The organism is Nitrosomonas sp. TNE100, from assembly GCF_055387135.1.
In genome coordinates this window covers 94280-116433 of record NZ_AP040997.1, presented here as the reverse complement: position 1 = coordinate 116433, position 22154 = coordinate 94280, and the positions used below count along the sequence as shown (strand labels likewise).

17 protein-coding genes and 1 tRNA gene are annotated in these 22154 nt (G+C 46.2%); 13 read left to right on the top strand and 5 right to left on the bottom strand.

Features of this window, described 5'->3' with window-relative positions; genetic code table 11:
• Nucleotides 1-31: 31 nt before the first annotated feature.
• Complete coding sequence (locus ACZ5EJ_RS00545) at nucleotides 32-1204, top strand: MFS transporter (protein WP_011633345.1); 1173 nt, start codon at nucleotides 32-34, stop codon at nucleotides 1202-1204.
• 134 nt (nucleotides 1205-1338) lie between these two features.
• Nucleotides 1339-1860 (top strand): CreA family protein, encoded by a 522-nt coding sequence (locus ACZ5EJ_RS00540; protein ID WP_011633344.1) that lies wholly within the window; start codon nucleotides 1339-1341, stop codon nucleotides 1858-1860.
• A 137-nt stretch (nucleotides 1861-1997) separates the two neighbouring features.
• On the opposite strand, the gene ald is transcribed toward ACZ5EJ_RS00540, so the two are convergent.
• Together ald and xth are read right to left on the bottom strand one after the other, a co-directional pair.
• A complete protein-coding gene (ald, locus tag ACZ5EJ_RS00535) occupies nucleotides 1998-3110 on the bottom strand; it encodes an alanine dehydrogenase (RefSeq protein ID WP_011633343.1) in 1113 nt (370 codons plus the stop codon).
• Between the two features lie 46 nt (nucleotides 3111-3156).
• Nucleotides 3157-3921, bottom strand: a complete 765-nt coding sequence (xth, locus tag ACZ5EJ_RS00530; RefSeq protein WP_011633342.1) for an exodeoxyribonuclease III — start codon at nucleotides 3919-3921, stop codon at nucleotides 3157-3159.
• A 161-nt stretch (nucleotides 3922-4082) separates the two neighbouring features.
• On the opposite strand from xth, the gene ACZ5EJ_RS00525 reads away from it, so the two are divergent.
• The gene (locus tag ACZ5EJ_RS00525) at nucleotides 4083-4391 is read left to right on the top strand and encodes a c-type cytochrome (RefSeq protein WP_011633341.1); all 309 of its coding nucleotides are present in this window, start codon (nucleotides 4083-4085) and stop codon (nucleotides 4389-4391) included.
• 98 nt (nucleotides 4392-4489) lie between these two features.
• On the opposite strand, the gene ACZ5EJ_RS00520 is transcribed toward ACZ5EJ_RS00525, so the two are convergent.
• Together ACZ5EJ_RS00520 and bioA are read right to left on the bottom strand one after the other, a co-directional pair.
• The gene (locus ACZ5EJ_RS00520; RefSeq protein ID WP_011633340.1) at nucleotides 4490-5896 is read right to left on the bottom strand and encodes an MBL fold metallo-hydrolase RNA specificity domain-containing protein; all 1407 of its coding nucleotides are present in this window, start codon (nucleotides 5894-5896) and stop codon (nucleotides 4490-4492) included.
• Nucleotides 5897-5902: 6 nt separating this feature from the next.
• Complete coding sequence (gene bioA, locus ACZ5EJ_RS00515; RefSeq protein WP_074455993.1) at nucleotides 5903-7213, bottom strand: adenosylmethionine--8-amino-7-oxononanoate transaminase; 1311 nt, start codon at nucleotides 7211-7213, stop codon at nucleotides 5903-5905.
• Nucleotides 7214-7378: 165 nt separating this feature from the next.
• On the opposite strand from bioA, the gene groES reads away from it, so the two are divergent.
• From groES to ACZ5EJ_RS00465, 10 genes are all read left to right on the top strand, one after another.
• Nucleotides 7379-7669 carry a co-chaperone GroES gene (gene groES / locus ACZ5EJ_RS00510; RefSeq protein ID WP_074455994.1) on the top strand — a complete coding sequence of 97 codons (291 nt, stop codon included), beginning with the start codon at nucleotides 7379-7381 and terminating at the stop codon, nucleotides 7667-7669.
• A gap of 39 nt (nucleotides 7670-7708) precedes the next feature.
• Nucleotides 7709-9352: a chaperonin GroEL gene (gene groL / locus ACZ5EJ_RS00505; RefSeq protein ID WP_074455995.1), complete on the top strand. Its 1644-nt coding sequence runs from the start codon at nucleotides 7709-7711 to the stop codon at nucleotides 9350-9352.
• A 110-nt stretch (nucleotides 9353-9462) separates the two neighbouring features.
• Nucleotides 9463-10218 carry an SDR family oxidoreductase gene (locus tag ACZ5EJ_RS00500; RefSeq protein WP_074456033.1) on the top strand — a complete coding sequence of 252 codons (756 nt, stop codon included), beginning with the start codon at nucleotides 9463-9465 and terminating at the stop codon, nucleotides 10216-10218.
• Nucleotides 10219-10386: 168 nt separating this feature from the next.
• Nucleotides 10387-10472 (top strand) — tRNA-Leu (locus tag ACZ5EJ_RS00495).
• 79 nt (nucleotides 10473-10551) lie between these two features.
• A complete protein-coding gene (gene tig, locus ACZ5EJ_RS00490) occupies nucleotides 10552-11868 on the top strand; it encodes a trigger factor (RefSeq protein ID WP_074455996.1) in 1317 nt (438 codons plus the stop codon).
• Nucleotides 11852-12496, top strand: coding sequence for an ATP-dependent Clp endopeptidase proteolytic subunit ClpP (gene clpP, locus ACZ5EJ_RS00485; protein ID WP_074455997.1), 645 nt, complete (start codon nucleotides 11852-11854; stop codon nucleotides 12494-12496). Before tig ends, clpP begins: the two co-directional genes overlap by 17 nt.
• 59 nt (nucleotides 12497-12555) lie before the next feature.
• A complete protein-coding gene (gene clpX / locus ACZ5EJ_RS00480; protein WP_011633333.1) occupies nucleotides 12556-13839 on the top strand; it encodes an ATP-dependent Clp protease ATP-binding subunit ClpX in 1284 nt (427 codons plus the stop codon).
• Between the two features lie 105 nt (nucleotides 13840-13944).
• Complete coding sequence (gene lon, locus ACZ5EJ_RS00475; protein ID WP_074455998.1) at nucleotides 13945-16368, top strand: endopeptidase La; 2424 nt, start codon at nucleotides 13945-13947, stop codon at nucleotides 16366-16368.
• A gap of 321 nt (nucleotides 16369-16689) precedes the next feature.
• Nucleotides 16690-17904 carry a pyridoxal-phosphate-dependent aminotransferase family protein gene (locus ACZ5EJ_RS00470; RefSeq protein WP_074455999.1) on the top strand — a complete coding sequence of 405 codons (1215 nt, stop codon included), beginning with the start codon at nucleotides 16690-16692 and terminating at the stop codon, nucleotides 17902-17904.
• A 382-nt stretch (nucleotides 17905-18286) separates the two neighbouring features.
• Nucleotides 18287-20740 carry a Lon protease family protein gene (locus ACZ5EJ_RS00465; protein WP_074456000.1) on the top strand — a complete coding sequence of 818 codons (2454 nt, stop codon included), beginning with the start codon at nucleotides 18287-18289 and terminating at the stop codon, nucleotides 20738-20740.
• Nucleotides 20741-20802: 62 nt separating this feature from the next.
• On the opposite strand, the gene ACZ5EJ_RS00460 is transcribed toward ACZ5EJ_RS00465, so the two are convergent.
• Complete coding sequence (locus ACZ5EJ_RS00460; RefSeq protein WP_074456034.1) at nucleotides 20803-22125, bottom strand: TolC family outer membrane protein; 1323 nt, start codon at nucleotides 22123-22125, stop codon at nucleotides 20803-20805.
• Between the last annotated feature and the right edge of the window lie 29 nt (nucleotides 22126-22154).

Genomic DNA, 22154 nt, shown 5'->3' with positions numbered 1-22154 from the left:
TAAGGTAAGACTGTAAAAGCAAAGTGTCATCATGACAAAAAAAACAATTCTCAGCAAGATTCCTTCCGGCGTCTGGGTACTGGGCTTCGTTAGCATGCTGATGGACATCTCCTCCGAGATGATTCACAGTCTGCTGCCGTTATTCCTGGCCGGCACTCTGGGTGCAAGTGCTCTTATGGTTGGCTTGATCGAAGGGCTGGCCGAATCCACGGCACTCATTGTCAAGGTATTCTCGGGCGCACTCAGCGACTATCTAGGCAAACGCAAAGCACTGGCTCTGTTCGGTTACGCCCTAGGAGCACTGACCAAACCGTTGTTTGCCATTGCCCCAGTCACCAGTGTTGTACTCGCGGCTCGATTGTTGGATCGGGTGGGTAAAGGTGTCCGGGGTGCTCCACGTGACGCGCTGGTAGCGGATATCACCCCCATAGAGGTGCGCGGTGCGGCATTTGGCCTCAGACAATCGCTGGATACAGTCGGTGCATTCCTTGGCCCGTTATTGGCAACCGGCCTGATGCTACTGTGGGCAAACGACTTCCGGGCAGTGTTTTGGGTTGCTGTTATCCCTGGGTTGTTAGCGGTCGCGTTGCTATTCTTCGGTGTTCATGAGCCAAAGCAAAACGTTAGTAACAAACGTATCAATCCAATCTGCAAAGAGAATCTGATGCGTTTGCATGCCACGTACTGGTGGGTTGTCGGTATCGGTGCCGTATTCACACTGGCACGGTTCAGTGAAGCATTTCTGGTGCTTCGCGCTCAACAAGGTGGCATCCCACTTGCACTGGTTCCACTGGTAATGGTTGCCATGAACTTGGTTTATGCAGCATCGGCCTACCCTTTTGGCAAGTTATCCGATCGCATAAGTCACAAGATATTGCTGGCACTAGGGCTGTTTGTTCTGATTGTCGCTGATCTGGTATTGGCTATCGATGCTCATTGGATGACAGTACTCGTAGGTGTCGCGTTATGGGGAATTCACATGGGCATGACGCAGGGGCTGTTGGCAACAATGGTTGCTAATGCCGCACCGGTTGATTTACGCGGTACAGCGTATGGATTCTTTAACCTTATCAGCGGCATTGCCATGCTCATCGCCAGTGTGGTCGCCGGTCTGCTTTGGGATCAGATGGGAGCGTCCTTCACGTTCTATGCCAGCGCCGGGTTCTGCGGTATTACATTAATTGCACTGGTCAAGCGAGGATAACTGTGGATAGTAAAGTGATCAATACAAACGTATCCTGGTACAAAAAGTTTCGGCTGTAGCAGATACTCCGGAAAGCTATAATCAATTCTGTCATCCGGATTGTCATAGCGCTATCGTAAAAAAGGAGGATTTCCATGAAACACCATCAGAAAAGAGTCAGCCAGACCAACCTGCCAGGCTGGATCAAACGGGGAATACTGATCTGGACGGCAACTATTATCGGTTCATATTCGCTGCCGCTACTGGCAGAGGATATCGGCAGTGTATCGACACGATTCAAGTTGCTGGGTGCCAACGATAAAATAGTAGTAGAGGCATTTGATGATCCGGATGTAGCAGGCGCTACGTGTTATCTGAGCCGAGCAAAAACAGGGGGAATAAGCGGCACAGTAGGTGTGGCTGAAGATAGATCGGAGGCTTCTATCGCCTGCCGTCAGACAGGGCCAATTGCATTGCCGGAGAAAATAAAAAATGGTAAGGCGGATGGAGACGAAGTATTCAAGAAAAGTACCTCGCTGCTGTTTAAAACATTACAAGTGGTACGTTTCTATGATGCCAGGCGTAACGTGCTGATCTATCTCAGCTATAGCGATCGAGTCATTGAAGGATCACCACAAAACAGCATATCTGTAATCCCGGTTACGCCCTGGCATTAACAAGGTGTTGAAAAGCATCAACAAGATCGTCAAGGTAAGATGAAAATAGGTGAAAAAACGCAGTTTACATACGATAAAGAGTACTTTGAGCCTGTTTTCAATACCGCAGGACGATATGAAAGTTATACAGACCATCTTTAAGCAACCAGTATTTCCAGCGGTGATGTATACGGCAAACCGAAAGCCTCAGCTACTGCCGGATGCATGACTTGTCCACGATAGATATTAAGGCCATTCATCAACGCCTGATTGCTCTGCAAGGCTGACAGCCCTTCATCTGCCAGACAGGCAACATAGCTGGCAGTCTGGTTGTTCAACGCAAAGGTGCTGGTACGCGGAACTGCGCCCGGCATGTTCGTCACACAGTAATGCAGCACACCATCCACTTCAAAAACAGGATGGCTGTGTGTGGTCGGTCGGGTTGTTTCCACACACCCTCCCTGATCAACTGCCACATCAACAATCACTGAACCCACACGCATTTGCGGCAACATTTCCCGAGTTACTAGCCAAGGTGAGCGCCCACCGGGGATCAATACGGCACCGATGACAAGATCTGCCTCGTAAACTGCCTGACGCACATTGACCGCATCACAATATCGAGTTTGCAGCCGTCCGGAAAAACGGTCATCCAGCGCTTTCAAACGATCATGATTGATATCCAGCACTGTCACCATCGCCCCCATTCCGGTTGCTACTACTGCAGCATTGGTGCCCACTACCCCTGCGCCCAGAATGACTACATTGGCTGGGGCAACGCCTGGCACCCCACCCATCAGCACTCCCCGCCCCCCTTGGGTTTTTAACAGATAGGTTGCGCCAATCTGCACCGCCATGCGCCCCGCTACCTCGCTCATGGGTGTCAATAACGGTAATGCGCCGAATGCCGTCTGCACTGTTTCATAGGCAATTGCACTGACGCCGCTGGCGAGCAGTTTTTCTGCTAGGGCTCTATTTGAAGCCAGATGTAGATAAGCAAACAGCAGTAAATCCTTTCGCAAATACTGATATTCCACTTCGGTTGGCTCTTTTACCTTGACGACCAATTCAGCTGCCCAGGCATCTGCGGCGCGCATCACAATTTCTGCACCGGCTTCCCGGTAATCCTGATCGGAAATAATACTGCCCGCACCTGCTCCGGTTTCAACCAGCACCCGGTGCCCTCGCTCAGTCAGTGTATGTACGCTGCCCGGAGTAAGTCCGACCCGGTATTCATCCTCTTTCGTCTCTTTGGGTAATCCGATAATCATTCACGCCCTCAAGCTTTTCACACATAAAATTCAGATTTCTTGCTGCTTACGCCAGCTCCACCCAAACCGGTGCATGATCTGACGGCCGTTCCAGTTTCCTGGGTGCCTTGTCCACTTGCCAGGTAGCGCAACTGTCTGCCGTTTCATGACTCAGCAAAATATGATCAATACGCAACCCTCTGTTCCGGCGGAAAGCCATCATACGATAATCCCACCAGGTATATATTTTTTCAGGCTGCTCGAACAGGTGAAAACTGTCAACAAATCCTGTATCTAACAATCCGCGAAAGGCTTGCCGCTCAGCCTCGCTGCACAACACTTGTCCCTTCCAGGCCTCAGGATCATAAACATCACGATCCTCCGGAGCAATATTGAAATCTCCTAGTAATGCCACCTTGCCGTAACGTGTCCGCTCCTGTTGCAAAAAAGAATTGAGTATCGACAACCACCTCAGTTTATAGGCATATTTTTCTGAATCAACACGCTCCCCATTCGGCACATACACACAAATAATACGCAAATCTCCATAGGTTGCTGCAATCAGCCTTTTCTGTGGATCATCAAAATCGGGCAAGGCCGCGCAAACATCCACTCCTGTTACTTTACTCAGTAAAGCAACGCCGTTATATGTCTTTTGACCAGCATAGATTGACTGGTAACCCGCCTGCGCAAGTTCATCCACCGGGAAGAATTCATCCTGAAGCTTGGTTTCCTGCAAACACAATACATCTGGTTGATTGACGTTCAGCCAGTCGATTACCTGCTGTAATCGAACTTTGAGTGAGTTGACATTCCAGGTGGCAATTTTCATGATCTATTCCGTAGCAAGAGAGGTTTGTTTTCCAACTGTTTAACCGGGCTGAAGATACTAACATCAAACATTTTTACAAGCACACCACATAAGCTTGCAGCAATAATTAAATTAAGATGGATAGCGGCTATAATGTCCGCCCTTGTTAAACGGAGAGAAAAATGAAAAGAACGATTGGATTGTTGGTGGTTTCTGCAGTAATCAGCTTGACAGGATGTGCGAAGACCGACACTTATACCCCGGCAGAAAATGCTAGTGGCGAAGATATTTTTTTCGCAAGCTGCACTAAATGTCACAAACCTGAAACAGATGGCAAGGTCATGCTCTTGAGCGCCAAGATGAATACCAAAGAAGCTATTATCGAGAAAGTTCAAAAAGGCGGCATGACAATGACAGCCTTCCCCAACATTACCGGCGAACCCGCGCAACGTCTGGCTGAATTCGTTCTGACAAACAGCAAAACCAAATAATCGACTGCTGCTAATGCTGTTTTCTGGTTGATACAACGCAATAATGATTCGGGAAGAAGTTTGAAAATTGCTGATTCTACTTTCAGCTGAAAATAGAATCAGCCCAGTCGTTCTGAATCCATGCGCTGAGGAATACTCACCGGCCACTGTAATTGTTCCCGGATTGCACAGGCAAAAGCTTCGGCACTACCCGGTTCGCCATGCACGATGAAAGTTTTTCGCGGAGGCTGGCTGAATCCTCTTAACCAATCAAGCAGATTCTCCTGATCAGCATGGGCAGAAAGCCCGCCAACCGTATGAATAGATGCGTGCACAGGAATTTGTTCACCAAAAACACGAACATTTTTACTACCATCCACTAATCTGCGCCCCAAGGTACCCGCAGCCTGAAAGCCGGTAAACAAAATGCTGCATTCAGGTCTGGGCAAGTTATATTTCAGGTGATATTTAATGCGCCCGGCATCGCACATACCACTGGCAGAAATAACGATTGCGCCGGATTGTATGTGATTGAGCCTGATTGAATCCTCGACTTCCTGCACAAAATGAATCCGCAGATTCTTATTATGCTGGCTGTGCCAGTTCATGATATCGATAGTTTCCTTATCAAATAATTCTCTATGTCTGAGTGTGATTTCCGTAGCAGCCAACGCCATAGGTGAATCCACGTAAATATCCATCACTCCCAGGCGCCCCTGACGCTGCAGATCCGTCAGCAGAAATAACAAATCCTGAGTACGGCCAACAGTAAACGCCGGTACGATGATATTGCCGCGTTTATGGATCAGTGTCTGACAAATGATTTCCACCATTTCATCGCGTGTGTCTTGCATGCTGCGATGGCAACGGTTGCCATAAGTGGATTCAACCAACAGATAATCAGCCTCTTTGATAAATGTCGGATCGCGCACGATAGGATGGCCCGGCTGCCCCAGATCACCCGAGAAAACAATTTTTCTCTGCCTGGAACCGGACTTCAGCCAGACCTCAATGATGGCTGATCCAATAATGTGTCCAGCATCACGAAATCGACACTGCACTAATGGATGCGGCTGACATGTTTCGTCATAATTGACACCTCGCATTTGTTTAAGAAATGCTTCTGCCTGGGTAACAGTGTAGAGCGGGACATTTTCATAACGTAGCGAACGTTTATTACGCAATGCCGTTTTTGTATGCCACTCTGCTTCTTTTTCCTGAATATGAGCACTATCTTTCAGGATGATTGAAAGCAGATCTGCCGTGGCCGGGGTCATGTAGACAGGCCCTCTGAATCCGAGCACACTCAAGCGCGGCAATAACCCAGAATGATCCACATGGGCATGTGTTAGCAAAACAAAATCCATTGATTCCGGATTAAAATTGATTGCGGTATGATTTTTACGACTTGCATCCCGCCCGCCCTGGAACATACCGCAATCCACCAGAAAGCGCACATCATCCGTTTCAACCAGGTAACATGATCCGGTGACTTCTCCAACACCGCCCAGAAAGGTAATCTGCATGGGTATTTATATTCTATTGAGAATGTGCAGAATACCCCGGGCCATCAATTCCATTTCCTCTTCATTAATAATGTACGGCGGCATGATGTAGACCGAGTTGCCCATGGGACGAATCAGAAGTTGTTGTTCCAGTCCCTTTTGCGCAAAGCGGTGTGTGAAATCCGGTTGGGGGTTATCCACTTCAAACGCCCAAATCATACCGCAGTTGCGGAAATTCTTGACATCCGGGTGCTCCCGAACAGGCTGTAAACATTGATTGAGAAAATCAGTTTTTTTACGGTTTGTTTCGATCACATTATCCTGCTCAATGATATCGAGCGTTGCCAGGGCTGCCCGACAGGCAAGAATATTGCCGGAATGGGAGTGCGAATGGAGAAAAGCCTGGTTAATTTCATCACGGTAAAACGCACGATAGACTGCATCATTAGTCATGACCACTGAAAGCGGCAAATAGCCCCCACTTAACCCTTTGGCAAGGCACATAAAATCCGGCGTGATTCCAGCTTGTTCACATGCAAACAGAGTGCCTGTTCGACCAAATCCAACCGCAATCTCATCTGCGATTAAATGAACCCGGTAGGTATCGCATATTTCCCGTGCCCGTTGCAGATAAACCGGGTGGTACATTCCCATTCCGCCCGCTCCCTGGATAAGAGGCTCCAGAATCAGAGCCGCTGTACTGGCATGATGTTGTGCGAGATAACTCTCCAATTCAGCGGCAGCCTTCAGCGCATGAGTTTCCGGGGTTGTTCCAGTTTCAGCAACACGCCAATCAGGGGTAGGTACCGGATGCGCAGGGCGTAACAGCGGTGCATAAATTTGTCTAAAAAGCGGGACATCGGTGACCGATAACGCCCCCAGGGTTTCTCCATGATAACCATTCTGCAGATTAACGAATTGGGTTTTATCGGGGAAACCACATTGCTGCCAGTAGTGAAAACTCATTTTCAGCGCAATCTCATTGGCTGACGAACCATCGCTGGCATAGAAACAATGACTCAGGTTTCCTGGCGTTATGGCACTCAATCGTTCTGACAGCTCTACTACTGGCTCATGAATCAATCCAGCCAGCATCGCGTGTTCCAGCTTGCTAAGTTGGTCAATGATGGCAGCATTGATACGAGGATTGCAGTGCCCAAATAAATTGACCCACCATGAACTGATTGTATCCAGATAGCGCTTACCATCTGCACCATACAGCCACACACCCTCTCCCCTGGTGATTAATATCGGGGGAAATGCTTCGTGATGCTTCATCTGGGTGCAGGGATGCCAGACACTCTGATGGGTGTGCAAAGTTACTTTTTTATCATTCACTGTCTTGAAATTCCTTATAATAGCCTCTATTATTAGCACTCAACGTCGTTGAGTGCTAATAATAGGTTGTTACGAGACTCAGCGATTGTTGATGAAACTCATTGAATCAGATTCAAATATGACCAGATCTTTCGTTTTTGTTAACCATTGTAGGAGAAAAGGACTATGAATATTCGCCCTTTGCATGACCGTGTAATTGTTAAACGGCTGGAAGAAGAACGCAAGACCGCGTCCGGTATCGTAATTCCCGATACCGCCGCAGAAAAACCGGATCAGGGTGAGATCATCGCTGTAGGTAAAGGAAAGGCGGGCGAAGACGGCAAAATCCGCGCATTGGAAGTTAAAGTCGGAGACAAGGTACTCTTCGGCAAATATGCCGGCCAGGCTGTCAAAATTAAGGGCGAAGAGTTCCTCGTAATGCGTGAAGAAGACATCATGGGTGTGATTGAAGGTTAATTGATCGTTGAATAACCAACTGAAATCAGGAGTAAAGATATGGCAGCTAAAGAAGTAAGATTTGGAGATGCAGCGCGCAGCGCCGTAATCACTGGCGTAAATGTACTGGCAGATGCGGTTAAAGTGACGTTGGGCCCTAAAGGACGCAATGTTGTACTGGAGCGTTCATACGGCGCCCCCACCATTACTAAGGATGGCGTATCGGTTGCGAAAGAGATTGAACTGAAAGACAAGTTCGAAAACATGGGCGCACAAATGGTCAAGGAAGTCGCCAGCAAAACCTCGGATACAGCAGGAGATGGCACAACGACGGCAACTGTTTTAGCACAAGCCATCGTCAAGGAAGGTATGCGTTATGTCGCAGCCGGAATGAATCCAATGGATCTGAAGCGCGGGATCGAAAAGGCAGTTAGCGCCGCTGTTGAAGAATTGAAAAAACTTTCCAAGCCATGTTCCACCAGCAAGGAAATCGCTCAAGTTGGCAGCATTTCTGCCAATTCCGATGCCGAAATCGGCAGAATCATTGCTGAAGCAATGGATAAAGTCGGCAAGGAAGGCGTCATTACGGTTGAAGATGGTTCCGGCCTGGAAAATGAGCTGGATGTCGTGGAAGGCATGCAGTTTGACCGAGGTTATCTCTCTCCCTATTTTGTCAGCAGCGCTGAGAAACAGATTGCAGCACTCGAAAACCCTTTCATTCTGTTGCACGACAAAAAAATATCCAATATTCGTGACCTTCTGCCAATACTCGAACAAGTAGCCAAAGCAGGTAAACCACTGCTGATCATTGCTGAAGATGTTGATGGTGAAGCCCTGGCAACACTGGTCGTGAACAATATTCGCGGCATCCTCAAAACATGCGCAGTCAAGGCACCTGGTTTTGGTGATCGTCGTAAGGCTATGCTGGAAGATATCGCGATCCTGACGGGTGGTACGGTGATTGCCGAAGAAGTCGGTTTATCCCTGGAAAAAGCTAAACTGGAAGATCTGGGCCAGGCTAAACGCGTTGAAGTTGGCAAGGAAAACACCACCATTATTGATGGTGCCGGAGATACCAAAGCCATTGAAGCACGCGTTACACAGATTCGCAAACAAATCGAAGAAGCAACCAGTGACTATGATCGCGAGAAGCTTCAAGAACGCGTAGCCAAACTGGCTGGGGGTGTAGCTCTAATCAAGGTTGGCGCTGCCACGGAAATGGAGATGAAAGAGAAAAAAGCTCGCGTTGAAGATGCCTTTCACGCAACACGCGCTGCGGTTGAAGAAGGTATTGTTCCTGGTGGTGGCGTCGCCCTGCTGCGTACAATTGATGCTGTGAGCAAGGTCAAAGGCGACAACCATGATCAGGATTCCGGCATCAAAATTGTTTTGCGTGCACTGGAAGAGCCACTACGCCAGATCGTAACCAACTGCGGAGATGAAGCTTCTGTAGTCGTCAACAAAGTTAAGGAAGGTAAAGGTAACTTTGGTTACAATGCTGCAACGGGTGAATATGGCGATCTAGTTGCTATGGGCGTGCTGGACCCTACCAAAGTAACCCGCTCGGCTCTGCAAAACGCCTCATCAGTTGCAGGATTGATTCTGACGACGGACGCAATGGTTGCAGAGCTTCCAAAAGAAGATTCGCCTGGGGCAGGTGCCGGCATGGGCGGTATGGGTGGCATGGGCGGTATGGACATGTAACCGACTCCAATCGGTCTATCTGTTAACAATAATGAACCACAACGGATCGGTATGCAAAAAACCGGACGTTGTGGTTTTTAACTTCTATCGGTCGTGCTGAGATAAATATATTGGATACTTTAAAAACTTATCCGGATGACCGGAATTTGCTTGCAGACCGGGTTATCCTGGTTACAGGTGCAGGACAAGGTATTGGGCGCACTGCAGCACTCACTTTCGCAAAATATGGCGCCACGATTATTTTACATGGCCGTAAAACCGAGAAGCTTGAGCAGGTTTATGATGAAATCGAGACGCTCGGCAGAGCATCAGCAATCATTCTGCCATTTGATTTCGAACAGGCTACTGAAACTGGCATTGTGGAACTAGCTGGGGCAATAGCCTCCCAAATTGGTCGGCTGGATGGTATTTTGCACAATGTCGCCTGGACCACCGGCCCAATGCCACTTGAATTCCATACACTTGAGCACTGGCAAACCACCATGCAGATCAATCTTCTCATCCCTGCAATGCTGACTCGCGCCTGTTTTCCGTTGCTCAAGACCGCCCAGGATGCCAGTGTAATCATGACGGGAGACACCCACGGCCAAGTACCCACAGCCTACTGGGGTGCTTTTGCAGTAGCGAAAGCAGGGGTGGAAGCATTGGTCAAAATTCAGTCTGAGGAGTGGGAGATTTATCCAAATTTACGCATTAACGCACTGATTCCTGGAGCTACAGACACGCCACAACGTACCAAAACTCATCCGGGCAGCAATAACCGTTTATTACCCAAACCGGCAGATCTGATGGGGACTTATCTCTTCCTGATGGGACCAAATAGTACTGGAGTAACTGGCAAAACGTTCAATTGCCAAAAAGATTAACCGCACAACGGACAGGAAATCTGCCCCGGTTGTTAGAAGCGAGTATAATTGGCTATAAAGGGGTGTGGTGTGATTCGCTGAAAAACAAGCTGCGGCACAACTGTGTGAGCAAAAATCATCTTGTTTTTGGGAATTCTGAATCCCGCTAATTTTTGAATAGCCCGGCGCGCGAAAGTGGCGGAATTGGTAGACGCACCAGATTTAGGTTCTGGCGCCGATGAGGTGTGGGGGTTCGAGTCCCCCCTTTCGCACCACGGAATATTCAGGCTTGGCCAACCTAGCACGATCATACCACTTGTTTAATCAATGTTACGTATCAGCTCAGGAAAATAGATGCAGACACAAGAGGAAGCCTCCAATCCACTGGAGCGCAATATTGAACTCTCTGTTTCACGGGAAAAAGTCGAAGCCGAAGTGGGTCAGCGCCTGAAGCGCCTGGCTCCAAAAATCAAGATACAGGGATTCCGTCCGGGCAAAGTTCCTATGAAAATAGTTGCACAGCAATACGGCCATCAGATTGAGCACGAAGTGCTGGGAGAGTTGTTGCAACAACAGTTTAGCGAAAGTATTAATCGAGAAAACTATCGCATTGCAGGTGTTCCAAACTTTGAATCCAGAAATCCCGGAACAGATAATTCAAACTATGAATTCCGCGCAACATTTGAAATCTATCCTAATATCGAACTGGGTGATTTAAATTCGATTACAATCAACAAACCTGTTTTACAGATTGGCGACGTGGAAATCCAGAAAACACTGGAAGTTCTGCGTAAACAGCGAACAAACTATGAGTCGGTAGATCGTCCGGCACAAACGGGTGACCGGGTTAATATCAATTACCGGGGATCCCTGGACGGAAAGAACTTTGCTGGTGGCCAGGCAGATAATTACAGTGTCATTCTTGGAAACGGGCATCTTCTGGAAGATTTCGAGGCATCTATCCTGGGCATGAGTACAGGACAGGAGAAAACGTTTGATATGACTTTTCCTGAAGACTATTCAGGAAAAGAAGTTGCCGGAAAGAAAGTAACTTTTACAATTACACTCAATAAGGTTGAAGCTCCTAAGCTACCGGACGTGGATGGTGAATTTGCCAAGTCGCTAGGGATTGAAGATGGTAATGTTGAAAAAATGCAATCAGAAATCAAGGCTAATCTTCAGCGTGAAACAACCCAGCGTATCCGGGTAAAACTCAAAGAACAAGTCATGCAATCCCTACTGGATAAGATTTCAGTAGATATCCCCAAAATTTTGGTTCAACAGGAAATAGATCGGCTAATAGAAGAAGTACAAGATACCCGGACAGCACGTGGTTTTCCTAAAGCCTCCAATTTGCAAAGAGATACCTTTCTGGAAAGAGCTGAGCGGCGCGTCAGGCTGGGACTCATTTTATCCAGGTTGATCGAAACACACGGATTAGGTGTAAAGCCTGAGCAAATCAAAAGTTTTATTGAAGAACATGCTCAAAGTTACGAAAATCCTGAACAGGTCGTCAAATGGCACTTCGCTTCACCTGAACGAATCAAGGAAATAGAACCGCTTGTTCTGGAGGATAACGCCGTATCATGGATACTGGACAGAGCCAATATCGTTGATCAGAATGTCACTTTCGATGAACTAATGGGATATTCACATGCAACCAATACTTGATTGGGAGAAAAACGAATTGAATACTACAGGACTGGGTTTGATTCCCATGGTAATCGAGTCCAGTGGTCGCGGAGAGCGCGCCTACGATATTTATTCAAGGCTGCTCAGAGAAAGAATCATTTTTTTAGTGGGCCCGGTTACAGAAACATCTGCCAACTTGGTAATTGCGCAGCTCTTATTTCTAGAATCCGAAAATTCAGAGAAAGATATTTCCTTATATATCAATTCGCCCGGCGGGCTTGTCACGGCAGGACTAGCTGTGTATGACACCATGCAATTCATTAAACCGGATGTCAGCACACTTTGCATAGGACAAGCTGCCAGCATGGGTGCCTTGCTGCTTACTGCGGGCGCCAAAGGCAAGCGTTATTGCCTACCCAATTCACGCGTTATGATCCATCAGCCACTGGGCGGATTTCAGGGACAAGCATCCGACATAGAAATACACGCTAAGGAAATTTTGGCACTGAAAGGTCGTTTAAATGAAATTTTGGCTAAACATACCAGTCAAACGACTAGAACTATTGAAAAAGATACTGATCGTGACAATTTTCTTGGCGCAGAAGCTGCCGTAAAGTATAGTTTAGTGGATGCAGTATTAACGAGCAGGAAAGTAAAACAGGAGTAAAATCAAATTGCTCCTGTTGAACAAGAGCAATATTCGTTTGATGATTGTGGGGTGGAGTAATGTCTGAAAAAACAAATGACGAAAAACTTTTGTATTGTTCTTTTTGCGGAAAGAGTCAGCGAGAGGTCAGGAAGTTAATTGCCGGGCCATCTGTATTCATTTGCGATGAGTGTATCGACCTTTGTAATGACATTATTCGCGAAGAAATACAGGTTGATGAAACGGCCAAACTATCTAAAACAAGTTTGCCGACCCCACATGAAATTTGTGAAACACTGGATCAATATGTCATTGGACAGGAATCTGCAAAAAAAATACTGTCTGTTGCGGTTTACAACCACTATAAGCGATTAAGAAATCTATCAAAAGTTAATGCTGGTAGCGATGACATTGAACTTGCCAAGAGCAACATATTGCTGATTGGCCCTACCGGATCTGGCAAGACCTTACTGGCACAGACACTGGCAAGATTGCTAGATGTACCGTTTGTTATTGCTGATGCAACGACGCTGACAGAAGCAGGATATGTCGGAGAGGATGTAGAAAACATTATTCAGAAGTTGCTGCAAGCAAGCAACCACGATGTTGAAAAGGCCCAGCGCGGAATCGTATACATCGACGAGATAGATAAAATTTCGCGTAAATCAGACAACCCTTCCATCACTCGGGATGTTTCAGGAGAAGGTGTACAACAGGCACTACTCAAACTGATTGAGGGTACAGCAGCCTTGGTACCTCCTCAGGGCGGGCGCAAACATCCCAATCAGGAATTTATTCAGGTTGATACCACAAATATTCTGTTCATTTGCGGTGGGGCATTTGATGGTATCGATAAAATCATACGTGCACGATCTGAAAAAAGTGGCATAGGCTTTGGTGCGGATGTCATCAACCAGAACGATCGCAAGGAATTAAACAAGATATTGGGTGACATTGAACCAGAAGATCTAATTAAATATGGCTTGATTCCGGAGTTTATCGGGCGTTTACCGGTCGTGGCAACGTTGCGTGAATTGAACGAGGCAGCACTGATCCAAATTTTGATTGAACCCAAAAATGCACTGGTTAAACAATACAGCAAGCTATTCAGCATGGAAGGGGGAGTTGAATTGGAATTCCGCGAACAGGCTCTTGTAACAATTGCCAGAAAAGCGCTTGCACGGAAAACTGGAGCACGTGGATTACGTTCCATTCTTGAGGAAACACTGCTGGATATTATGTATGATCTGCCTTCAATCAAAAACGTCTCAAAAGTGGTGATCGAAAGCAGCTCTACAAATGATGATCTTCAACCTATCATAATTTATGCTGAAAAGCCCAAGCTGGCCAGAAGCTCGAAATAGTACAAATTCTTTTAAGAGTTTGTTTTTAGCACACTGCGGGTACCTGTTTTTCACAGGTGTCACCATATCTTATCCTATCCATGTTTTCTGCAGGATGTAAATGACATGACATCAGATATTCTCGACACCCAAGAACCAAACGAGCTTGATTTACCACTGCTCCCACTGCGTGATGTGGTGGTCTTTCCACACATGGTTATTCCATTATTTGTGGGACGTCCAAAGTCTATCAAGGCTTTAGAAGCTGCGACAGAAGCTGGAAAAAATATTCTGCTAGTTGCTCAGAAATCAGCCTCTAAAGATGACCCTTCTCCCCAAGACCTTTATAAAGTTTGCTGTGTTTCAAGCATTTTGCAAATGCTGAAACTCCCCGATGGAACAGTCAAGGTATTGGTAGAAGGAAGTTATCGGGCAGAAATTGAATCTTTTAATGATTCCGAAACCTGTTTTTCTGGAAAGGCTATACCAGTCACGATTGATGAGATCGATACGTCAGAAATTGAAGCATTACGACGCGCTCTTCTTTCCCAATTTGACCAATATATCAAATTAAACAAAAAAATCCCATCAGAAATTCTTGCTTCCCTGACAGGAATTGACGAGGTCGGACGATTAGCTGATACGATCGCTGCTTATCTTCCTTTGAGACTGGAGCAAAAACAGGAAATTCTGGAAATTTTTGAAGTTCAGCCACGTTTAGAACGTTTACTTGGCCTTCTGGAAGCCGAACTGGATATCCTCCAGGTAGAAAAGCGCATTCGCGGTAGAGTCAAGCGCCAGATGGAAAAAAGCCAGCGGGACTATTACCTGAATGAACAGGTTAAAGCTATTCAGAAAGAACTGGGCGAAGGCGAAGATGGCACTGACCTTGAAGAAATCGAAAGAAAAATAAAGGCAGCTTCCTTGCCTAAAGAAGCATTAGCCAAGGCAGAGTCTGAGCTGAAAAAACTGCGCCTGATGTCTCCTATGTCAGCCGAAGCAACTGTTGTACGAAATTATATTGACACGCTAGTTGCATTGCCCTGGAAGCAGAAAACCAAAATCAGCAAAGAATTAAAGATTGCCGAATCCATCCTGAATGAAGATCATTATGGTTTGGAGAAAGTAAAGGAAAGGATAGTTGAATACCTTGCAGTACAACAGCGGGTTGCCAAATCCAAGGCTCCCATTCTTTGCCTTGTCGGCCCGCCTGGGGTAGGTAAAACTTCGCTAGGTCGATCTATAGCTCGCGCGACAAACCGTAAATTTGTTCGTATGTCTCTCGGAGGCATGCGAGACGAAGCTGAGATCCGTGGGCATCGTCGAACTTACATCGGTTCGATGCCCGGAAAGATTTTGCAAAGTATGACAAAAATCGGTGTCAAAAACCCACTGTTTCTGTTAGATGAAGTTGACAAAATGGGAATGGATTTTCGTGGCGACCCTTCTTCTGCCTTGCTGGAAGTACTTGATCCGGAGCAAAACAATACATTTGTTGATCACTACATCGAAGTTGAATACGACTTATCGGATGTCATGTTCGTTGCTACCGCAAACACACTGAACATTCCTCCCGCACTCCTTGATCGAATGGAAGTTATTCGACTTTCAGGCTATACCGAAGATGAGAAACTAAATATTGCAAAACGATATCTTCTACCCAAGCAAATGAAGGATCATGGTTTAAGCGAGGGGGAGTTGTCTGTTTCTGAATCTGCATTACGTGACATTGTCCGCTACTACACCCGAGAAGCGGGAGTGCGTTCAATGGAAAGAGAAATCTCCAAGATTTGCAGGAAAGTCGTCAAAATTTTGCTGGTTAAAAAAAATAAGGAAAAGATTATTATCAACTCCCGCAACCTCGATAAATATCTTGGAGTGCGCCGTTACGCTTATGGCATGGCTGACGAAAAAAATCAGGTTGGACAGGTTACGGGACTGGCTTGGACGGAGGTAGGCGGTGAGTTGCTGAGAATTGAGGCAGTAGTGCTACTAGGCAAAGGGAAGACGATTACGACCGGTAAACTGGGTGAAGTCATGCAGGAATCCATTCAGGCAGCCCTGTCTGTTGTTCGAAGCCGCTCAATCGTTCTGGGAATATCAGATGATTTTTATCTGAAGAACGATATTCATATTCACTTGCCTGAAGGGGCCACGCCTAAAGATGGGCCGAGTGCAGGTATTGGTATTTGTCTGGCTATGGTTTCTGCATTGACCGGAGTTCCGGTGCGAGCATCCGTTGCGATGACCGGGGAAATTACACTAAGAGGCGAAATTCTTCCAATCGGTGGGCTCAAGGAGAAACTCCTGGCTGCTCATCGTGGTGGAATAAGCACAGTGTTGATCCCGGAAGATAATGTCAAGGATTTGAGTGAGATTCCTGGAAACATTAAAAACAAACTGGATATCAAGCCAGTAAAATGGATTGACCAGGTACTAGAAATTGCTCTGGAATATAAGCCTGATGCGATACCGTCAGCTATCCCTGGTCAAGTTATTGCATCCACACCTAAAGATAGAGTTACAAGAGCTTCTTCAATCAAGCATTGATTATTTGGATACACATAGCGGAAGAGCTTCAATAAAATTTGAAAGTATCCTCCTTTAAGGCTGCTATTTTATAGATAGATTTGGCTTTGTTTTCCGCAGACAAGCGCATAGTAAATTTTACGATCACTTGATAGAATCTTTGCTTGAATCCTTAAGATGAATCCCAAGGAAGTACCATTTGACTTAATCTGAAGTCAAAGTAAATAGCCTATTGGTTTTCACTACCAGTAGGCTATCTGATACTTCCCTGAAGATTCTGGTTACTGATAGAAACCGGATTCTAGAGAACAACATTTTCATTCACTCATATTAGGAATATCGATGACCATTGATAGCTTTCGTCCAGAAAAAAAAATAACCACTTTCTATCCGCCTCAGCGTACCTTGCTTGGTCCGGGACCATCCGATACACACGCGCGCGTTTTATCCGCTATGGCTCGCCCGACACTGGGTCACCTTGATCCGGTTTTCATCGAAATGATGGAAGAATTGAAAGGCTTGCTGCGATATGTATTTCAAACGACCAATTTATTGACTTTTCCAGTTTCCGGACCGGGTTCGGTCGGAATGGAAATGTGTTTTGTTAACATGATTGTGCCTGGAGACAAAGTTGTTGTTTGCAGAAATGGTGTCTTTGGCGGACGGATGATCGAGAATGTCGAACGCTGTGGCGGAATTCCATTGGTAGTGGAGGATAAATGGGGCGATCCGGTTGATCCTCAAAAAGTGGAAGATATACTGAAAAAGAATCCGGATGCTAAAATTGTGGCGTTTGTACATGCCGAAACTTCTACAGGTGTTCAGTCGGATGCCAAGACCATCGGCCAAATAGCAAGAAAGTACGATTGCCTAACAATTATGGACACTGTCACGTCATTAGGCGGGACACCTGTTTATATGGATGGATGGGATATTGATGCCATTTATTCCGGCAGCCAGAAATGTTTATCCTGTCCACCGGGATTGTCTCCCGTCAGTTTTTCAGAAAGAGTAGTAGATCTGGTCAGGAATCGTACTGAAAAAGTACACAGCTGGTTTATGGATATCAGTTTGTTACTCGGTTACTGGGGATCTTCCCGTACCTATCATCACACCGCACCAACCAACTCTCTATATGGCTTGCATGAATCACTGGTTATATTGTATGAAGAAGGGCTTGAGCATTCCTGGACCCGGCATCGTCGTAATCACGAAGCATTAAAAGCTGGATTGAAAACACTGGGTATCGGATATGTCGTGGATGAAGCATATCGTCTGCCACAGTTGAACTCTGTGCATGTCCCGACGGGCGTAGATGAAAAAGAAGTACGCCGCAGACTCCTGGCCGATTACAATCTAGAAATTGGTGCTGGTTTAGGTGATTTTGCCGGAAAAATCTGGCGCATCGGCTTGATGGGTAATTCAAGCAAACTGGAAAACGTCATATTCTGCCTGGATGCATTAGAGCATGTATTGGCCGATTTGGGCACGAAAGTCAATAAAGGTGCAGCATCATCTGCTGCGCATCAATATTATGCAAATAATCCCGCTGTATAGGTGACTGGTAGCTGTTGCTAAAAAGTAAATTTCTCCATTTTGTAACAGGAGAAATTTACTGCTCCGGCGAAAAACTAAATTTTTGCTCGTATTTTCTGTTATTTCTCTAATAAAATTTGGCATCACCACCTAATTCCACTTGATTTATGAACAATCGCCAAGTGATTTTCCATCATGACCTTTAGGACACATGCGATAACAGATGATCGAGTAATCAAACTCATTTGGACAAGATTAGTACCCAGGTACTCTGCCCACTCAGGATCTCAAAATACTATTCATTCGCCCTGCCTGAAGCACGTATCTTTACCAGCTTCCAGTATCGAACAATACTGAGAATATCCGGTAATCTTCAAATCCCCCTAGTCCTACAATAGCCCATATGCCAATAACCAGATTAGAGCCGTATGCGCTCAGTTTAACGATTGATCCCGGTTCTCTGGAGTTCTCAGATACATCTGCTTTGATTGATCAACCACATGACTGGATTGGTCAGGAACGTGCCAAGCGGGCAACTTATTTTGGCCTCGAAATGGAACACCCGGACTACAACCTTTTTGTATTGGGCGAAACGGGCAGTGGCAGATCTTCCCTGCTGCGACAGGCGATGACAGAAGTTGCAGCAGGGAAGCCTGTACCATCTGATTTATGCTACGTCTACAACTTCGATGTGCCGGAACGACCTCTGACATTACGCTTACCAGCAGGCAAAGGTAGCTGGCTACGGCAACAACTTGCACAATCCATGAGCGATTTATTGCAGGAAATACCGGAACAGCTGAATAGAGATGATTTCAAGGCAGAAGCGGAGCACATTGAAAACCGCTTCAAGCTGGAAGAAAGCAATAATTTTGAAAAACTCAATATATATGCGGAATCATTAAAATTTGCAATTCGGCGTGAATCTGGACGCCTGGTTTTTACGCTTTTAAATGAATCCGGAAAACCACTGACCGAAGAAGAAATCTTGACGCTACCGAGAGACCGGAGAGCTGCTCTCGATCAGGACGAACAAGCACTACGCCATGAAATTGCATCTTATCTCCAAAAAATTCGTATGCTTGGCCAAAACCGGGATAAGGAGCTCTCCACATTATGTCGGAATTGGATTGAACCTCTGCTAAATCAGGTATTGGATGCCGTACCGGGCGAACTGGACCGATCCTTTAAAGATTATGCCAGGCTTGAACACCACTTGAACGGGATCAAACACGATATTCTTGAAAACCTGGATATATTCCAGCCAGCTGATTTAGATGAAGAAAAGAGCCCGGAAGATCTAAAGGAGTTGTTTGAGCGCTACCGGGTAAATATCGTAGTAGACAACCGAGATTCAATCAGCGCACCGGTTGTGGTCGATGACAATCCATCTTTTAAATCGATGATTGGCAGTATCGGGTACCAATCCATTGAAGGTATGCTGGTGACAGATTTTACGCGTATCCGCGCAGGCAGTTTGTTGAAGGCGCATGGTGGCTTCCTGATGTTACATTTGGATGATTTATTGGTTGATACTTTCTTGTGGGAAAAAATTTGTCGCTTTCTGCGTAACCACATATTGCAGATTGAAGAATCCTGGACTGCTAATGCCGCAACACCGGTCATACCCATTGAACCTGAATCTGTCAAGATTGATGTCAGAATCATCCTGATTGGCTCGCGTGAGCAATATTACACAATTCAGGAAGAAAATCCCGAACTAGCGCGGCGATTCCGGGTAAAAGTTGATTTTGCAGTCTCATTCCTGGCCAGTATACAAGCCTACCGGGCTCTGTCTATTTTTATATCCCATCTCTGTAAACAATCCTCTCTGCCACATTTCTCACGCGGAGCGGTTGCTTGTGTGCTAAAAACCTGCCACAGAACCACAGAAGACCAGAAGCGATTAAGTGCAAACTTCAGTTATACAGAAATGCTGGTTGTGGAAAGCGCCCTGCAATGCAAAGCGCGCGGAAATACTATTGTTGAGGAGCGAGATGTTACAACTGCCCGCCAGGCTCGGACACTGCGACATAATTACCCGGACCAATGTGCACAAGAAGCTATTGCTGACGGAGATATAGTCATCACCGTACATGGTGAAAAAGTCGGGCAGATCAATGGTTTGAGCTTGATCGAGATGGGTGATCACAGTTTCGGTATTCCTACACGCATTACTGCGCACACCTTCGCTGGAGAAGACGGTCTGCTCAATATTGAACGTGAAGTCGGCATGTCCGGGCCGATCCACGATAAAGGCGTATTCATCCTACAAAATTTTCTATCTGCTTTGTTTCACCATAATGCACCGCTCGCACTCAATGCATCTATCGTGTTTGAACAGGAATACTATGGCGTAGAAGGCGATTCTGCTTCATGCGCGGAATTGTATGCACTACTTTCAGCCTTGTCGGGATTACCGTTCAAACAAGGTATCGCAGTCACTGGTGCGATCAATCAATTTGGTGAAATGCTCCCGGTAGGAGGCATTAATGAAAAAATAGAAGGATTTTTCAGGGTTTGTGAAACTGCCGGTCTTGATGGTACTCAAGGAGTGCTGATCCCGGATCGCAATTGCCGTCACCTGATACTGGATGATAGTGTAATTAATGCGGTATCCAAAGGTATGTTCCACATTTACACTATCGATCATATGTATGATGGCCTGGAATTACTATCCGGCTTTCCTGCCGGAATCAGTGATGATGTCGAGCCACGCGAAATTATCAATTATCCACAGGATACCGTTCTGAGCCACGCACAAAAAGCATTACGCGCTTACCGCATGGCTTGCCATCAGCAACCACAACGCACAAAAATATCCTCTAAACGATCAAGCGAACATCCAGAAAAATAATTCTTCTACTACCTTGATTACACTAATTTTTCGGCTTTTTTACTAAAAATAAACAAGAAGAATCAAAGTAATGCATTAATTTCCAGCAAATCATCTTCATCCAGATCACCCACTTCAGCTTTAAGCTGGAGCCGGGCCATCAGATAATCATAATAGGCCTGAGCAAGATCTCTGCGCGCCGAAAAATATTGCTGCTGCGCATTGAGTACATCTATTTCCATCCGTACACCTACCTCCTGACCCAACGTGGTTGAATCAAGCTGGCTGCGGCTGGATGTTAATGCCTGCTTCAGCGCTTTGATCTGAGCAATACCATTAGTTACATTGAGATAATTCTGGCGAACCTGCAATGCGATCGTGCGCTGCACATTTTCCATATCTTTACGAGCCTTGTCCCGGTTAGCTAAAGCTTCTCTAACACGAGATTGCACTGACAATCCCTGGAAAATAGGAACCGTCAATTGTAATCCAACAGATTTATTGACGATATCCAGCCCTCGCCCGGTGAAAGCACCGCCGACACCATGCTGATCACTATATTGTGCAACCAGATCAAGAGTTGGATAGTGACCAGCTTTGGCACGGTCAATGTCTTGCTCGGAAATCTCGTAAGCAATACGCTGTACTTTCAGCTGGAAATTCTTTTCTTCCGCTAGCCCGACCCACTCATCCATACCATCGTGAGGCAAAGAAAGTGGATCGGCGATAATCTTGTCCAGGCTTGCATCCTGCAGATCATTCGGGAGTCGATTGATTAGAACTTCTAATGCATGCTGACTGATTTCCAGTTTGTTTCTGGCAGCGATTTCCTGTGACAAGGTTAAATCGTAACGCGCTTCGGCTTCGTGTGTATCGACTATGGTCGAAACACCAACTTCAAAATTTCGTCTAGCCTGTTCTAGCTGTTCATGAATCGCTTTTTTCTGCGACTCGACTACCTCAAGGTCAATTTTTGCCTTGAGTATATCAAAATAGGTTTGTGCAACCCGCAAGATCAAATCCTGCGCTGCGATAATGAATTGCGCATCTGCCTGCGCCACCTCATTTTTAGATTGCTGATAAATAATAAAATTCTCAAAACGAATGAGCGGTTGAGTCAGAGTCGCGGTAATTCCCCGATTTTTGATCTCTCGGCTTGGCAAACCACTTGTTTCAATATATTGATTTTGGCCAACTCCAGTCAGGCGAATATCGGGCAACAACCCTGCCCTTCCCTGAGGCATCCGTTCTTGTGCAGCCACATAGGCGGCGCGCGCCGCGCCGTATTGTGCATCCTCTTCCAGCGCTTCACGGTAAATCTGCATCAGATCGGCAGCTTCTAACTGAACACAAACAAACATGCTCAAGCATAATAGACACGCTAAACCTCGTAAGCTTTTCATCATTAGCCGGCTGATTTCATTATCTTCGTATT

Bases quoted from the DNA above. Each gene is read 5' to 3' on its own strand.
- ACZ5EJ_RS00545 (WP_011633345.1), top strand. From the start codon at position 32: ATGACAAAAAAAACAATTCTCAGCAAGATTCCTTCCGGCGTCTGGGTA.
- ACZ5EJ_RS00540 (WP_011633344.1), top strand. From the start codon at position 1,339: ATGAAACACCATCAGAAAAGAGTCAGCCAGACCAACCTGCCAGGCTGG.
- ald (WP_011633343.1), bottom strand. From the start codon at position 3,110: ATGATTATCGGATTACCCAAAGAGACGAAAGAGGATGAATACCGGGTC.
- xth (WP_011633342.1), bottom strand. From the start codon at position 3,921: ATGAAAATTGCCACCTGGAATGTCAACTCACTCAAAGTTCGATTACAG.
- ACZ5EJ_RS00525 (WP_011633341.1), top strand. From the start codon at position 4,083: ATGAAAAGAACGATTGGATTGTTGGTGGTTTCTGCAGTAATCAGCTTG.
- ACZ5EJ_RS00520 (WP_011633340.1), bottom strand. From the start codon at position 5,896: ATGCAGATTACCTTTCTGGGCGGTGTTGGAGAAGTCACCGGATCATGT.
- groES (WP_074455994.1), top strand. From the start codon at position 7,379: ATGAATATTCGCCCTTTGCATGACCGTGTAATTGTTAAACGGCTGGAA.
- groL (WP_074455995.1), top strand. From the start codon at position 7,709: ATGGCAGCTAAAGAAGTAAGATTTGGAGATGCAGCGCGCAGCGCCGTA.
- tig (WP_074455996.1), top strand. From the start codon at position 10,552: ATGCAGACACAAGAGGAAGCCTCCAATCCACTGGAGCGCAATATTGAA.
- clpP (WP_074455997.1), top strand. From the start codon at position 11,852: ATGCAACCAATACTTGATTGGGAGAAAAACGAATTGAATACTACAGGA.
- clpX (WP_011633333.1), top strand. From the start codon at position 12,556: ATGTCTGAAAAAACAAATGACGAAAAACTTTTGTATTGTTCTTTTTGC.
- lon (WP_074455998.1), top strand. From the start codon at position 13,945: ATGACATCAGATATTCTCGACACCCAAGAACCAAACGAGCTTGATTTA.
- ACZ5EJ_RS00470 (WP_074455999.1), top strand. From the start codon at position 16,690: ATGACCATTGATAGCTTTCGTCCAGAAAAAAAAATAACCACTTTCTAT.
- ACZ5EJ_RS00465 (WP_074456000.1), top strand. From the start codon at position 18,287: ATGCCAATAACCAGATTAGAGCCGTATGCGCTCAGTTTAACGATTGAT.
- ACZ5EJ_RS00460 (WP_074456034.1), bottom strand. From the start codon at position 22,125: ATGATGAAAAGCTTACGAGGTTTAGCGTGTCTATTATGCTTGAGCATG.